Origin of the sequence: Leucobacter allii, assembly GCF_022919155.1 — a bacterium.
Classification (GTDB): domain Bacteria; phylum Actinomycetota; class Actinomycetes; order Actinomycetales; family Microbacteriaceae; genus Leucobacter; species Leucobacter allii.
The window spans coordinates 2,354,306-2,366,998 of sequence record NZ_CP095045.1; the positions used below are offsets into that span (position 1 = coordinate 2,354,306).

Here is a 12,693-nt window from a genome sequence, read left to right on the forward strand (position 1 = left end):
GCGACCGGGCGCCCGGCGACCGAGCGCTCCGGAGCCGCGCCGGCGGTTCAGACCGGGTGGATGCGCGGCTCGACGGCGTGCAGTTCGCGCGGCGCGGCGTGCGGCTGCGGGGCGACATGCCGCTGCGGTGCCGCGTGCGGCTGCGGCTCGCCGTGCATCTGCACGTGCAGGCGCTGCATCCGGGTGTCGAGCTCCGCGGCGATGTCGGCGGCGTCCTTGAGCTCGCGCGTCAGGCTCTCGGGGACCTGCCTCGCGTACTTGTAGTAGATCTTGTGCTCGAGGCTCGCCCAGAAGTCCATCGCGATCGTGCGGAACTGGACTTCGACCGGCACGTCGACGGGGCCGGTCGAGAGGTAGACCGGCACCGAGATGATGGTGTGCAGGCTCTGGTAGCCGTTCGGCTTCGGGGTCTCGATGTAGTCCTCGACCTCGAGCACGGTCACGTCGTGCTGCTGCGTCAGCAGATCGAAGAGCCGATAGACGTCGCGGATGAACGCGCAGGTGACGCGGACGCCCGCGATGTCGTGGATCTGGCCGCGGATCTCGTCGAAGTCGCTGCCGATGCCGCGCCGCTCGAGCTTCTCCACGAGGCTGTCGACCGACTTCACCCGGCTCGAGACGTGCTCGATCGGGTTGTACTCGTGCATGTGCAGGAACTCCTCGCGGAGGATCGCGAGCTTCGTCTCCACCTCCTGCATCGCGAAGCGGTACTCGAGGAGGAAGCGCTGCATCTGATCGCCGAGCGCCTTGAGCTCGCTCGCGGACACGGTGATCGCGTCGTCGACGACCTCCTCGGACGGCTGCGCGGCGGAGGAGGGGACTGCGGGGGTGCTCATGCCCTCAGGGTAGCCCGGGCGCATACGAGGCCGCTGTGACTTCCCGCCCCTTCTGGCCGCCGCGCGCCCCGGCGCCTCAGGCGCCATCGTGCTCGGCGCGGAACACGTGGACGAGCGCGTTCGCGTGCCCGTGCCCCATCCCCTGCTCCTTCAGGAACGCCACCTGTTCCATGTGCTTCTCCCCCGCGTGCGGGCCGAGGAGCGCGATCCACTCGGCGATCGGTCTGCCGTATTTCGCCTCGATGGCGGGGAAGTACGACTTGGGGCCTGTCACGGTCTCGGCCATGCGCGTCTCCTTCGACGTCGGGTTCCTGTCGTCACGGTAGCACGCGCCGCCGACGCCCGACGGCGCTCGCCCCCGCCGAGGCGAGAGCGAGGATCAGGGCCGTCCCGGTGAGCGCCGCGCCGACCCAGCCCGTGGCGGCGTAGCCGTGACCGGCGCCGATGGCGGCGCCGGCGAGCCAGGCGGCGAGCGCGTTGCCGAGATTGAAGGCGCCGATGTTCACCGCGGACGCGAGCATCGGCGCTCCCGCCGCCCGCTCGAGCACGAGGGTCTGGAGCGGGGCGACCGACGCGAAGCCGGCGAGGCCCACGACGAAGACCGTGAGCAGGGCGGGCACGGCGGCGTGAGCCGTCCAGACGAAGGCGAGCAGCGCGAGCGCGAGCACGGCGAAGCTGCCGACGACGGTCGGCATGATCGCGCGGTCCGCGAGCCGTCCGCCGAGCCAATTACCCACGACCATGCCGAGACCGAGCACGACGAGCACCCAGCTGACGGCTTCCTCGGGAAGGCCGGCCGGCCCGGTCATCGTCGGCGCGAGATAGGTGATCACGGCGAAGACGCCGCCGAAGCCGAGCATCGTCATGAGGATGGCGAGGAGCGCCTGCGGATCGCGGAGGGCGCGCAGCTCCGCCCGCAGACGCGATCCGGTCGATGCGGCATCCTCGTCGATCGCCGCCGGGGCGTTCGGGGAACCGGGGCGCGTGCGGGGGGCGCCGGGGACGAACCGGGCGAGCGCGCACAGCGCCAGCACGCCGATCGCGGCGATGACGACGAAGGTCGTGCGCCACCCGAGGAGGTCGCCGATCCGGGTCCCGAGCGGCACGCCGACGAGGTTGGCGAGCGTGAGTCCCGTGAACATGAGCGCCACCGCCGCCGCGCGACGCGCGGGGCCGACGAGTTCGGCGGCGACGACCGCGCCGATCCCGAAGAAGGCGCCGTGGGTGAAGGAGGTCGCGACGCGTCCGGCGAGCAGCGCCGCGAACCCGGGGGCGAGGGCGGCGAGGAGGTTGCCGACGACGAAGAGCGCCATGAGCAGCAGGAGCATGCGACGGCGGGGCACGCGGGTGCCCAGGATGGTCAGCATCGGTGCACCGACGAGCACTCCCGCGGCGTAGGCCGACACGACCCAGGCGGCGGTCGGGATCGAGACGCCGTAGGTGCCGGCGATCTGCGGCAGCAGCCCGATGGGCACGAACTCGGTCATGCCGATCCCGAAGGCGCCGAGGGCGAGCGCGAGCAGCGCGGCCCGCGCATGCCGGCGCGCCGGGACCGGGTGCCGGGCCTCCCGGGGCTCCCCCGCTCCCCGGAGTTCCCCGACGTTGCGGGTCGCGCGGGCCCGAATGCCGAAATTAGTTGCATACGCCTGCTTTTGATTCACGCAAGAGATGTTACTTGCACACGCCTGCTCTTGCAACCGCGCGTATACTGATGCGGAGAGGAGGCGCGCATGACCGACGAGACCCGCGACGGACGCACGATCCGACTCGCGCAGCGCTGGTGCGCGCTCCAGTCGCTGCACGACCGCATCGACGCCCATGTGGAGCGGGAGCTGCAGCGGGAGCACGGGATCAGCGTCCGCGAGTTCTCCCTGCTCTCGGTGCTCGGCGAGCAGCACGACGGCGACGGCGGGCATCTGCAGATGAAGGAGCTCGCCGCGGCGGTCGTGCTCAGCCAGAGCGCCACGACGCGGCTCGTCGGACGGCTCGAGGATCGCGGCCTGCTCGCGCGCTACATCTGCCCGACGGACCGGCGCGGCATCTACACGGATGTGAGCGACGCGGGACGCGCGGTGCTCGTCGCGGCCCGCCCGACGAACGATCGCGCGCTCGCCGAGGCGCTCGCCGACGTCGCCGAGGACTCCGAGCTCGCCCCGCTCGCCCGCGTCCTCCGCGGGGACTGACCCCGCGAGCGGCCGCCCGTCACAGCCCGCGCTGCAGACCCACCTGCGCGGACGCGTAGCCGTGCCGCGCGTAGAACGCCCGTGCGCGATCGCGCGCCTCGTCCGTCACCAGCTGCGCGAGCGTCGCGCCGCGCGCCCTGCCGTGCTCGTGGGCCCACGCGAGCATGGCGCTCCCGAGGCCGCGGGAGCGCAGCTCCCCCGCGACCCTGAGCCCCTCGATCTGCAGGCGCGTCGCCCCGCCGCGCACGAGGCCGGGGATGATGGTCAGCTGCATGGTTCCCACGATCCGCCCGTCCGCTCCGCGCACGACGGCGAGGAAGTGCGCATGATCGCGGGAGAGCGCGGCGAAGGCGTCGTCGTACCGGCACGCGGTCGCGTCGTCCGGCTCGCGTCCGTCGGCGTCCTCGCCGAGCAGCGCCGCGATCGCCGGCACGTCGTCGCGGACCGCGCGCTCGATGCGGAATCCAGCGTCGCCGATGCGGATGACCCCGCCCGCTGACGAATCCGCGTGCGCCCGCATCAGCCCCACGAGCCGGTCGAGCCAGGCGCCGACGTTCCGGCGCGCCTCGGGCGTGTCCGGGTAGCGGCAGCGCAGGTGGAGCCCCGACTCGTCGAGGATGAACCAGAGCATGACGCCGTCCGTGCGGATCGCGGCCCCCACATACTGCGCGCGGAGCCCGAGCGAGTCGACGCGGACCGGGAGCCTGCGCAGATCGAGCCAGGAGATGGCGAACATCCCCGGCGCCTCGGGCATGCCGCCCCAGGGCGCGAGGATCTCGGCGAGCGGCCAGGAGCCCAGCTCCACGGCCTCCCGCACGGCGGCGGCGCAGGATGCCGGATCGGGCTCCGAGGATTCGATCACGGAGTTCGTGATGAACCACCCGACCGCGTCGTGCCAGCGCTCCTCGGTGCGGCTGTGCACGGGGAAGACGGCCCGGAGCGGCATCCCCGCGAGCTCGCGCGTCGCCGCGGTCATGGCGGAGACCGCGAGCGACAGCGTCGAGACGCCCTCCGCCCGCGCCTGGGCGGAGAACGCCGCGCTCGCATCGACGTCGAGCACGTCGCGCAGCTCCACGCGCTCCGGCTGGGACTCCGTGCTCCCGAGCGGCAACGGGAATCGCGGCATCAGATCGTCGCAGGCGCCCAGGATCTCGCGCCAGCGCCGATGCACGCCGATCGGCGCCGGAGGCCGGTCGCGCAGCGCGGCCGTGTGCTCGGCGAACGCCGGGGCGACAGGCAGACGCACGGGGCGTCCCGCCGCGAGCGCGTCGAGCGCCGCCAGGAAGTCCCGCGCGATGACGAGCATCGACCACATGTCGACGTGGGCGTGATCCGCGGCGATGACGACGGTGGGCCCGGTCGCCGTCTCGAGCACGCAGAGCCGATGGGAGGGCGCGGCGTACGGTCTGCACGCCGCATCGAGGACCGCGCGGAGCGTCTCGTTCACGGCCGCCCCCGGCGCGACCGCGTGCTCGACCCACGCCCCGCCCGAGACGGTCGCCTCCCGCAGCCGCGGCACCCCGGGGGACGCGGCGCTCGAGGTGCCCGCATCCGTGGGGACGAAGACCGAGCGGAGCGTGCCGTGCCGCGCGATGACGGCGAGCCAGGCCTCCGCCAGCCGCTCGCGCGGCACCGGACCCGGGAGCTCGAGGGACAGCGCCATCCATGATCCCGCGCGGTCCCCCGCTCCGACGTGCCGGCGTTGGTCGAAGGATACCGGCAGAGCGGGGGCCGTCGCGGGCGCGGGGATCGCCCGCACCTCGTAGCCGAGGAGCCGGCCGAACGGGAGTCGCAGATGCGCGACGTGGGTGAGTCGCATGCCGGTACCCTAACCGCAGGACGACCCGACCCGACAGCCGGAGGAGCCGCTGTGCCGCGAGAATTCACCGCCCCGAAACACGCCCGTATCACCGTGCCCGGAGCGGTGCTCGATACCGAGCTCAGCGACGAGGGCGGACGCCCGGTGGCGCAGCTCCACGGCCTCACGTCCAGCCGGGCGCGCGATCGCGTGCTCTCCCTCGACCTCGGCCGCGGGCTGAGCGGCACCCGCCTCCTCCGCTACGACGCCCGGGGGCACGGGCGCTCGAGCGGGCGAGCCGTGCCCGAGGACTACGCCTGGCCGCGCCTCGCCGACGATCTGCTCGCCCTGCTCGACGCGACGTTCCCCGGCGAGGCCGTGCACGGCGTGGGCCCCTCGATGGGGACCGGGACGCTGCTGCACGCCGCCGTCCGCGATCCGGGCCGGTTCAGCGGCCTCACCCTGCTCGTCCCGGCGACCGCCTGGGCGAGCCGGGCGGCCCGCGCCGAGGGCTATCGGGCGAGCGCCCGGCTCGTCGAACGGCGCGGAGCGGGCGCGCTCCGCGCACTCGAGCGCGGAGCACCCCAGCCCCCCGCGACGGTGGGCTCGCCGCCCACGGCGCCCGACGTCGCGGAGGCGCTGCTGCCCGCGGTGCTGCGCGGCGCGGCGCTGAGCGATCTCCCCGCACGGGAGGCGATCGCGGGGATCGGGATCCCCGTCACGATCCTCGCCTGGGTCGACGACCCGGCGCACCCCGTCTCCACCGCGGAGGCGCTGCACGCGCTGCTGCCCGCGGCGCGCCTGCGCATCGCACGCACGCCCGAGGACGTGGCGGCGTGGCCGGCGGTTCTGCGGGAGGACGTGTCGGGCGCGGCGGGCACCGCACCCGCGGCCGGCGCCTCCCTCGCGCCCGGTGCGGCGCGGTCCCCTGACTACCCCGAATGCTCGCAGGAGAACGACCACATGACGCCGAAGCGGTCGAAGACCTGACCGTAGAGGTCGCCCCACGGAGCGACCTCGAGCGGCATCCCGACCGTGCCGCCGCCCGCGATGAGCGCGTCGTAGAGGCGCTTCGCCTCCGCATCGGTCTCGGTCGTGTACAGCAGGGAGTACGCGGTGTCGCGGATCGGGTACTCCCGGGTGTCCATGACGTCGCTCCCCGCGATCACGCCGACCGGCAGCGTGAGGGTCGCGTGCGCGACGGCCTCGGGGTCGGGCTCGAAGGGCATCCCCTCGAGCTGCATGTCGCCGTAGCGGAGGATCACGAGGTCGCCCCCGAAGACGGAGTGCCAGTACTCCATGGCCTCGGCGGTGTTGCCCGGGAGGGCGATGTAGGTGGCGAGCGATGACGGCATGTGCGGCTCCTGAGCGGTCGGCGACGGTGCCCTCCCAGTATGCGCCGCGACGGACGCGCTGACCAGGGTCGTCGGCCGCCGCGCGCGCCGCGGCCGAGCTCGGACGCCGACGTCGCCCCGCGATCCGCGTGCGCGCCGCAGCCGGCCCGCGCGCGGCGCTCAGCCGGCCCGTTCGACCGCGGCGATGACCGCGGCGAGCTCGTCCCGGAGCGCGAGCAGGCGTTCCACGGGGAGTCCGAGCCGCTCGATGACCGCGGGTGGGACGCCGAGCGCCCGTTCGCGGAGCGCACGGCCCTCGGCGGTCGGCTCCAGGCAGAAGGTGCGCTCGTCGCCCGCGGCCGGGGTGCGCTCGATCAGCCCGGACTGCTCGAGGCGCTTGACGATCGGCGAGAGCGTCGCCGGATCGAGCCGCAGCAGCTCGGCGAGTTCGCGGAAGCGGAGCGGAGCGTCGCCCCAGAGCGCGAGCATGACCAGGTACTGGGGATGGGTGAGGCCGAGCGGCTCGAGGATCGAGCGGTAGACGCCGATGACCCCCCGGCTCGCCACCGCGAGCGCGAAGCACACCTGCCGGTCGAGTTCGAGCGCGTCCTCCGGGAGCTCCTGCATGGGGCGATCCTATCTCGTTCGTGCCCTCATGAACTGTGATAGATTTTGTTTGTGCGCAAACGAAACCGTCGACTCTGGCACGAGACCCCCTGGGACGGCCAGCCCGGGTTCTGGGCCGCCTGGCGGCGCTTCTTCTACCAGTTCGAGGGCACCTCGCAGCTGGGGGATCCGAACGAGCCGCCCTACGAACCGCCGGCCGACCCCCGCTGCCCGGTCTGCGGAGCCCCGATGGACGAGCACCGCATCGATCGCGGCGGCCCGGGGAAGCCCACGCACCTGAGCTGCCCGCCGCGGGCGGCCTGACGAGCTGCGGTGCGGGCCGGACCGGCACCGGTCCACCCGTGCGTCCCGCGGTCGCTTGCCCTGCGGCCCGCCGATCCCCGATGATGATCCTGGCACTCCGGAGAACCTCTCCGGCAGGGGCGGAGCACGACGGCAGGACCGATATGGACGACGAGACGCGCGGCGACTCCCGGGAACGCGCACCGGGCGCGCGCACCGCGCTCCCCGCCGACACGGAGGAGATGGCGCGGATCCTCACCGCCGCGTTCCACGACGATCCCGTCTGGGGACCGGTGTTTCCGGAGGGACCGCGCCGGACCGCCGCCGCGCACGCCTATTGGCGCTTCGTCGTCTCCGAGGCCGTGCGCTTCCCCGAGTCCCTGGTGCTCGAGGGGCCGGGCGGCGCCCTCGAGGCCGTCTCCGTGTGGCTGCCGCCGGGGGCGGACGAACTGTCCGACGGTGCGCACGCGGCCTACGAGGCTCTGATCGCCGAACTGCTCGGCGCGGAGGCGGCCGCCGCACTCCTCGACGCGGGAGAGCGCTTCGCCGCGGCCCGTCCCGCGGCGCCGCACGCGTATCTGACGCTGCTCGGCACCGCTCCGGAGGCGCGCGGCCGGGGCGCCGGAATGCGCCTGCTCGCCGCCGGGCTCGACCGCGCCGATGCGCGCGGCGTGCCGAGCTACCTCGAATCCTCGAACCCGGCGAACGACGCGCGCTACGAGCGCGTCGGCTACCGGCCGCACGCGATCGTCACCCTCGCCGACGGCACGGCGGCGCAGTGCTACTGGCGCGATCCGCTCGCGCGCTGACGCCAGTCCTCGAGCTCCGCGGGATCGGACGTCCACCGCGCGAGTCCGTCGAGCGCGGTGAACGCCCCGGCGACGTACGCGCGCACCATCTCCCGGTACCCCGGCAGTCCATCGACCAGCCCGTACTCGACCCGGTACGCGGCCGGCGTGCCGGGCGTCTCCGCGGTGACGGTGCGCACCCGGGCGATCGCGTCGGCGGAGAGCATGAGCTGGATCCCATCGCCCGCCGCCTCGTCCTCGAGCACGAAGACGTCGTTGCCCGATCCGTACCGCTCCGCGACGAACGCCCAGAAGGCCTCGACGGCCCCGGGACCGTTTCCGGGCGCCCAGCGCTCCTCGTCGTCCCGGTCGTCGGAGAAGGTCAGCGCACGCGCCGGCTCGGCGCCGGCGGCTCGAGCCTCGACGTCGTACGGATCACGCCTGCCCCGGTCCGCCGCTTCGGCGCAGACGAGGAACCCCACGGTGCGCACCGCGTCCTCGACGAGCTCGGGACGGGCCGTGCGCAGCGCCGCCTCCGCCGCGCCCTGCATCCGCTTCCAGTCCCGGGCGGCGGTGCCGCGCGGGCCGCGACGAGGGTCGCGGGCGATCCGCATCCCGGCGACCGCCTGCTCCACGGTCGCGACGACCCCGAGCACCTCGGGCAGCAGCTCGGGATCGACGGCGGAGGGATCCCGACGCGGAACCGTGGCGCCGTGCACGTACTGACCGGTGAAGCGCAGGAGCGCGGCGTCGAGCGGCGCGAGCACGACGCCGCGCTCGGCGCGCCGCCGATCCGCGTCGTCCTCTCGGGCACGGGCCCAGTCCGCCTCGATACCGGCGGTGCGCACGGCCTCGACCATCCGCCCCTCGTCGAGCCGTGCCGTGTCGGCGCCGTGCGCCACCAGCACGGCGCGGCTCCACGGTGCGCGTGCGAGGCACGCGTCCGCTCCGGCGGCCCCGCTCAGCAGGATCGGGTCGAGCAGAGCCGTCGCCGCGGCCTCATCGATGGGACCGCCGATCCCCGCGGCCTCGCAGAGCGGCAGCAGGGCGCTCCGCAGCAGCAGATGCCGCCCGAAGCTCTCGCGGATGGCAGCGGCGTGCGCCTCGGCGATCGGCAGCTCGAAGGTCCGAGGATCGTGCAGCGCATCGGCGCCGCCGATCATCTCCAGGCGGAGCGCGCCGTCCCGTCGGATCACCCGCGGGAACAGCAGGTTCGCGCGCGCGAAGACCACCTCGGTCATCGGCGCCCTCCCCCGCGCGCGGCGCCGCTCACGCGTCTCCGGGCTCGATGAGGAAGCGGCGCAGCGCCGCGATCACCGCCTCCGGCTCCTCCGCGTGCACCCAGTGCCCCGCACCGTGCACGGTGATGCGCACCGTGCGCGGGAAGAGCTCCCGCATCACCGGGGCGTCGGCGTCGGTGATGTACGGCGAGCGCTCGCCCTTCACCCAGAGCACCGGGCCGGCGAAGCTCCGCCCCGAGACATCCGGGAAGCCCATCACGGCGGGCAGCTCCGCGCGCAGCAGCCGGAGATTCGGCTCCCAGGAGAAGCCGTCGGGGTCGCGGCGCAGGTTCTGCAGCAGGAAGCCGCGCACGGCATCCTGCGGGATCGCGGCGCGCAGCGCCGCCCCGGCGTCGGCTCGGCGCTCGAGCGTCGCGAGATCGACGCTCGCGAGCGCGTCGAGGAGGTGGGGGAACTCCCCGCGCGAGGCCCCCGAGGCGACCGGCGCGATGTCGAGCACGACGAGGCGGCGCACGAGACCGGGGTGCCGCAGCGCGAGCATCATCGCGACCTTGCCGCCCATGGAGTGCCCCACGACGTCGACCGGACCCTCGGCCGCGAACCCCGCCCGCAGCTGGGCGGCGACCAGATCGGCCATCTCAGCGTAGTCGAAGGTCTCGGTCCACCCCGACTGCCCGTGGTTGGGCAGGTCGACGAGCAGGCTCTGCGCCTCGGGCTCGAGCCCCCCGGCGATCCGCGCGAGGTTCTTCCCCCGGCCGAAGAGGCCGTGCAGCAGCACGACGCGATGCGCGGCGGCGGGGTCGCCGATGCGCTGGGCGTGGATGCGGGGGGATGCGGGCTCCGTCACGCCTCTACGCTACCCCGGGATGCGCCTCCGCCCGGCCGGGTCCGCTCGAGGCCGCCCGGGCTCGCGCCGATCCGAGGTCGAGCGGTGCCGCCGTCGTGCGGTGCCGCCGTCGTGCGACGTCGCAGTCGCGCGGTCAGTCGGGGGGGGATATCCCGCGCCCGCTGCGTCACTGCGGATACGGGGTGTCGCCGCCGGCGAGCATCGCGATGACCCGCTCGATCCGGCGCAGGCGGAGCTCCGGCGTGCGCGCCGTCGTGACGCGGTGCAGCACCGAATAGCGGTTCTGGGCGTTCAGCGCCTCGAAGGCGGCGCGCGCCGCGTCCGAGGAGGCGAGGGCGGCGGCGAGGTCGTCGGGCATCGTCATGGACGCGCTCCCGGCGTAGGCGCTCTCCCACCGGCCGTCGGCCTGCGCGCGCTCGACCTCGGCGAGCCCCCGCGGGCGCATTCGGCCGTCGTCCGTGAGGCGCGCCACATGCTCGACGTTGCGGGCGGACCAGAGACTGCGCGCCCGCCGCGGGGTGAACCGCCGAAGATACGTACCCGCGTCGACCGACTTCGTCTGGCCGTCGATCCATCCGCTGCACAGCGCCTCGTCGAGCGCCTCCGCATAGCTCAGCGATGTCGGCGCGACGGTGCCCTGCTTCGCCAGCAGCAGCCACACGCCGTCCGAGACGTCCTCGTGCGCGTCGAGCCAGGCGCGCCAGGCGCGCACGTCCACGAGGACCAGGGGCTCGATCTCGGCCGAGGGGCGGGCGGGGCGGGTGGAGGCCATGGCGGGGTCACGCTCCTTGCGGGAAGACGGCGGTACTCAGTACGAACAGGACGACGAGCGGCCGGGGAGTCCGCCGCTGCACTCCCGGTGCGGTCATGCGCCGATTCTATGCGGCGGCACCGACATGCGATTCCGCCCGACGGACGACTCCTGGATCCCGGTCGCCCGACACCGATCGCAGCGCGGCAGCGGCCCGCGGCCGCCCGGGTTCATCGGCATCGCGGTCCCGCGAACCGCTAGGCTCGGAGACGTGCTCGTCCTCGCGCCGAGCGGCGCGGCGCCGAGCATCCGACCCCGAACGGTGCGCGCTCGCGCTCGGAACCTCCCAGGAGCCCCCATGTCGCTGCGCCAACATCCCTTCATCGCCGATGCACGGACCGGGAAGCGGGTGACCACGTGGTGGCTCGGGCTGATCGTGTTCTTCGCGGTCTGGGCGATCCAGATCGGTCTGATGGCCGCGCTCCAGATCAACCTCCCGGTGCCGGCGGGCTCGGTCGCGGCCCAACTGCAGGAGGGCGTGGCGAACATCATCGTCATCGGCCTCGTGTTCCTCTGGGTCGCGGTGTTCGAGCGCCGCAGTATCCTGACGCTCGGGTTCCGCAGCCCCGGCCGCGGGGTGCTGAAGCTGCTGCTCGGCGTCGTCGTCGGGCTCGCGATGATCTCGCTCCCTGTGCTGCTGCTCCTCGCCACCGGCCAGTACGCGGTGGTCGACGGACCTGCGGACTCCTCCTCCGGCTTCCCCGCTCTGCCGATGATCCTCGGTTTGGCCGTGACCGTCGTCTTTCAGGGCAGCAACGAGGAGATCCTCACCCGCGGATTCCTCCTGCAGAGCGTCGGACAGAGGTTCCCGAGCTGGCTCGCGATCCTGCTGCCCGCGTTCCTGTTCACCGTCGTGCACGGCGTCGGCAGCCAGGTGCTGCCGTTCTCGACGATCTTCCTCTACGGGCTCTTCGCCACGTTCGTCGTGCTGTGGCAGCGGTCGCTCTGGCTGATCTGCGGCATCCACGCGGGGTGGAACTTCGGCATGGGCAACTTCTACGGCATCCCCGTCAGCGGTCTCGAGCCGCACGCGACGTCGCTGATCTTCCTCGCTCCGGTGGACGGATCCACGGATCTGCTGACCGGCGGGGACTTCGGAACCGAGGGCGGCCTGCCCGCCGCGCTCACCATGCTCATCGCCGCGCTCATCGCGTTGCTGGCCTGGCGACGCAGCCGCAGGGCGCCGGCAGGAGCTCCGGAAGCCCCCGCGACCTCGGACTGACCACGGGGCGCCGGGGACGCGGGAGGCTCCGGTGCCGGTTGTCGCCAGCCGCCGCCGGTCGCCTCGCGGGATCGATCGGCGCACCGCACTGATCACCCCGCCTCGAACCGGACGTGATCGACGATGCAGCCGTCGAGCTCGGGCGGCGTCGCGCCGATGAACACGCCGCCGGCGACGGAGCCGGTGAGCGCGGCGACGCCGTCGAACACGCAGTGATCGAACACGCAGCGGGACGTCCATTGCACCGCGCGCAGCGTCGCTCCGGTGAAGGTGCATCGCTCGAACCGCACGCCGGACGCGACGGATCGGGACAGCGTCGCACCGGAGAAGTCGCAGCCGATGAACGTCCCGCCGAGGCGAGCCCCGGAGAGCTTCGCCCCGGCGAAACTGCAATCGACGAAACGACGACGGACGAAAACGCCGCGCATGTCGATCCGGTCGAGGACGCAGTCCTCGAGCTCCGATTCGTTCACCGAGGCGCCGTCCGCGAAGACGGCGTCCGAGAGATCGACCCCTATCGCGTGCTGCCACCGGATCGGCGTCGTCAGCCGGATGCCGCGCAGGTCGATCCGTCCCCCGCCGGTCGTCCCGAACGGCGACGTCGGAGCGCTCGCCCCGGGGCGCCGGGCCGCCAGCACGAGCTCGCGCTCGATCGAGGCCGTGTGCTCGGGCGTCCAGCGATCCCGCAGCTGACGCTTCGTCTGCGGGGTCATCGTCCAGCGCC

Annotated in this window: 15 protein-coding genes; 5 read left to right on the forward strand and 10 right to left on the reverse strand. The window is 73.7% G+C overall.

Features of this window, described 5'->3' with window-relative positions; translation table 11 throughout:
* Nucleotides 1–47: 47 nt before the first annotated feature.
* From MUN78_RS10930 to MUN78_RS10940, 3 genes are all read right to left on the reverse strand, one after another.
* Complete coding sequence (locus MUN78_RS10930; RefSeq protein WP_429950733.1) at nucleotides 48–836, reverse strand: GTP pyrophosphokinase; 789 nt, start codon at nucleotides 834–836, stop codon at nucleotides 48–50.
* A 76-nt stretch (nucleotides 837–912) separates the two neighbouring features.
* Nucleotides 913–1,122 carry a DUF4287 domain-containing protein gene (locus tag MUN78_RS10935; RefSeq protein WP_244689832.1) on the reverse strand — a complete coding sequence of 70 codons (210 nt, stop codon included), beginning with the start codon at nucleotides 1,120–1,122 and terminating at the stop codon, nucleotides 913–915.
* A 31-nt stretch (nucleotides 1,123–1,153) separates the two neighbouring features.
* Entirely contained in the window at nucleotides 1,154–2,497 is a 1,344-nt protein-coding gene (locus MUN78_RS10940) for an MFS transporter (RefSeq protein ID WP_244726415.1), read from the reverse strand.
* A 69-nt stretch (nucleotides 2,498–2,566) separates the two neighbouring features.
* On the opposite strand from MUN78_RS10940, the gene MUN78_RS10945 reads away from it, so the two are divergent.
* Nucleotides 2,567–3,019, forward strand: coding sequence for a MarR family winged helix-turn-helix transcriptional regulator (locus MUN78_RS10945; protein ID WP_244726417.1), 453 nt, complete (start codon nucleotides 2,567–2,569; stop codon nucleotides 3,017–3,019).
* A 19-nt stretch (nucleotides 3,020–3,038) separates the two neighbouring features.
* On the opposite strand, the gene MUN78_RS10950 is transcribed toward MUN78_RS10945, so the two are convergent.
* Entirely contained in the window at nucleotides 3,039–4,838 is a 1,800-nt protein-coding gene (locus tag MUN78_RS10950; RefSeq protein ID WP_244726418.1) for a GNAT family N-acetyltransferase, read from the reverse strand.
* Between the two features lie 51 nt (nucleotides 4,839–4,889).
* On the opposite strand from MUN78_RS10950, the gene MUN78_RS10955 reads away from it, so the two are divergent.
* Complete coding sequence (locus tag MUN78_RS10955; protein ID WP_244689838.1) at nucleotides 4,890–5,807, forward strand: alpha/beta fold hydrolase; 918 nt, start codon at nucleotides 4,890–4,892, stop codon at nucleotides 5,805–5,807.
* Here MUN78_RS10955 and MUN78_RS10960 read toward each other — a convergent pair.
* Nucleotides 5,750–6,172, reverse strand: a complete 423-nt coding sequence (locus tag MUN78_RS10960) for a VOC family protein (protein WP_244726420.1) — start codon at nucleotides 6,170–6,172, stop codon at nucleotides 5,750–5,752. The genes MUN78_RS10955 and MUN78_RS10960 overlap by 58 nt on opposite strands.
* 159 nt (nucleotides 6,173–6,331) lie before the next feature.
* Complete coding sequence (locus MUN78_RS10965; RefSeq protein ID WP_244689842.1) at nucleotides 6,332–6,778, reverse strand: MarR family winged helix-turn-helix transcriptional regulator; 447 nt, start codon at nucleotides 6,776–6,778, stop codon at nucleotides 6,332–6,334.
* 51 nt (nucleotides 6,779–6,829) lie between these two features.
* Between MUN78_RS10965 and MUN78_RS10970 the strand changes: the two genes are divergently transcribed.
* Both MUN78_RS10970 and MUN78_RS10975 read left to right on the forward strand, forming a co-directional pair.
* Nucleotides 6,830–7,081: a hypothetical protein gene (locus MUN78_RS10970; RefSeq protein ID WP_244689844.1), complete on the forward strand. Its 252-nt coding sequence runs from the start codon at nucleotides 6,830–6,832 to the stop codon at nucleotides 7,079–7,081.
* Between the two features lie 143 nt (nucleotides 7,082–7,224).
* Nucleotides 7,225–7,869, forward strand: coding sequence for a GNAT family N-acetyltransferase (locus MUN78_RS10975; protein WP_244726422.1), 645 nt, complete (start codon nucleotides 7,225–7,227; stop codon nucleotides 7,867–7,869).
* Here MUN78_RS10975 and MUN78_RS10980 read toward each other — a convergent pair.
* The 3 genes from MUN78_RS10980 to MUN78_RS10990 all read right to left on the reverse strand — a co-directional run bounded on the left by MUN78_RS10980 (nucleotide 7,842) and on the right by MUN78_RS10990 (nucleotide 10,708).
* Nucleotides 7,842–9,089, reverse strand: coding sequence for a DUF6357 family protein (locus MUN78_RS10980; RefSeq protein ID WP_244726424.1), 1,248 nt, complete (start codon nucleotides 9,087–9,089; stop codon nucleotides 7,842–7,844). The genes MUN78_RS10975 and MUN78_RS10980 overlap by 28 nt on opposite strands.
* Nucleotides 9,090–9,117: 28 nt before the next feature.
* Nucleotides 9,118–9,936 (reverse strand): alpha/beta fold hydrolase, encoded by an 819-nt coding sequence (locus MUN78_RS10985; RefSeq protein WP_429952176.1) that lies wholly within the window; start codon nucleotides 9,934–9,936, stop codon nucleotides 9,118–9,120.
* A gap of 166 nt (nucleotides 9,937–10,102) precedes the next feature.
* The gene (locus MUN78_RS10990; RefSeq protein ID WP_244726426.1) at nucleotides 10,103–10,708 is read right to left on the reverse strand and encodes a YdeI/OmpD-associated family protein; all 606 of its coding nucleotides are present in this window, start codon (nucleotides 10,706–10,708) and stop codon (nucleotides 10,103–10,105) included.
* Nucleotides 10,709–11,045: 337 nt separating this feature from the next.
* Between MUN78_RS10990 and MUN78_RS10995 the strand changes: the two genes are divergently transcribed.
* Nucleotides 11,046–11,969, forward strand: a complete 924-nt coding sequence (locus MUN78_RS10995; protein ID WP_244726428.1) for a CPBP family intramembrane glutamic endopeptidase — start codon at nucleotides 11,046–11,048, stop codon at nucleotides 11,967–11,969.
* A gap of 92 nt (nucleotides 11,970–12,061) precedes the next feature.
* Here MUN78_RS10995 and MUN78_RS11000 read toward each other — a convergent pair whose 3' ends face one another.
* Nucleotides 12,062–12,682, reverse strand: coding sequence for a pentapeptide repeat-containing protein (locus MUN78_RS11000; RefSeq protein ID WP_244726430.1), 621 nt, complete (start codon nucleotides 12,680–12,682; stop codon nucleotides 12,062–12,064).
* Between the last annotated feature and the right edge of the window lie 11 nt (nucleotides 12,683–12,693).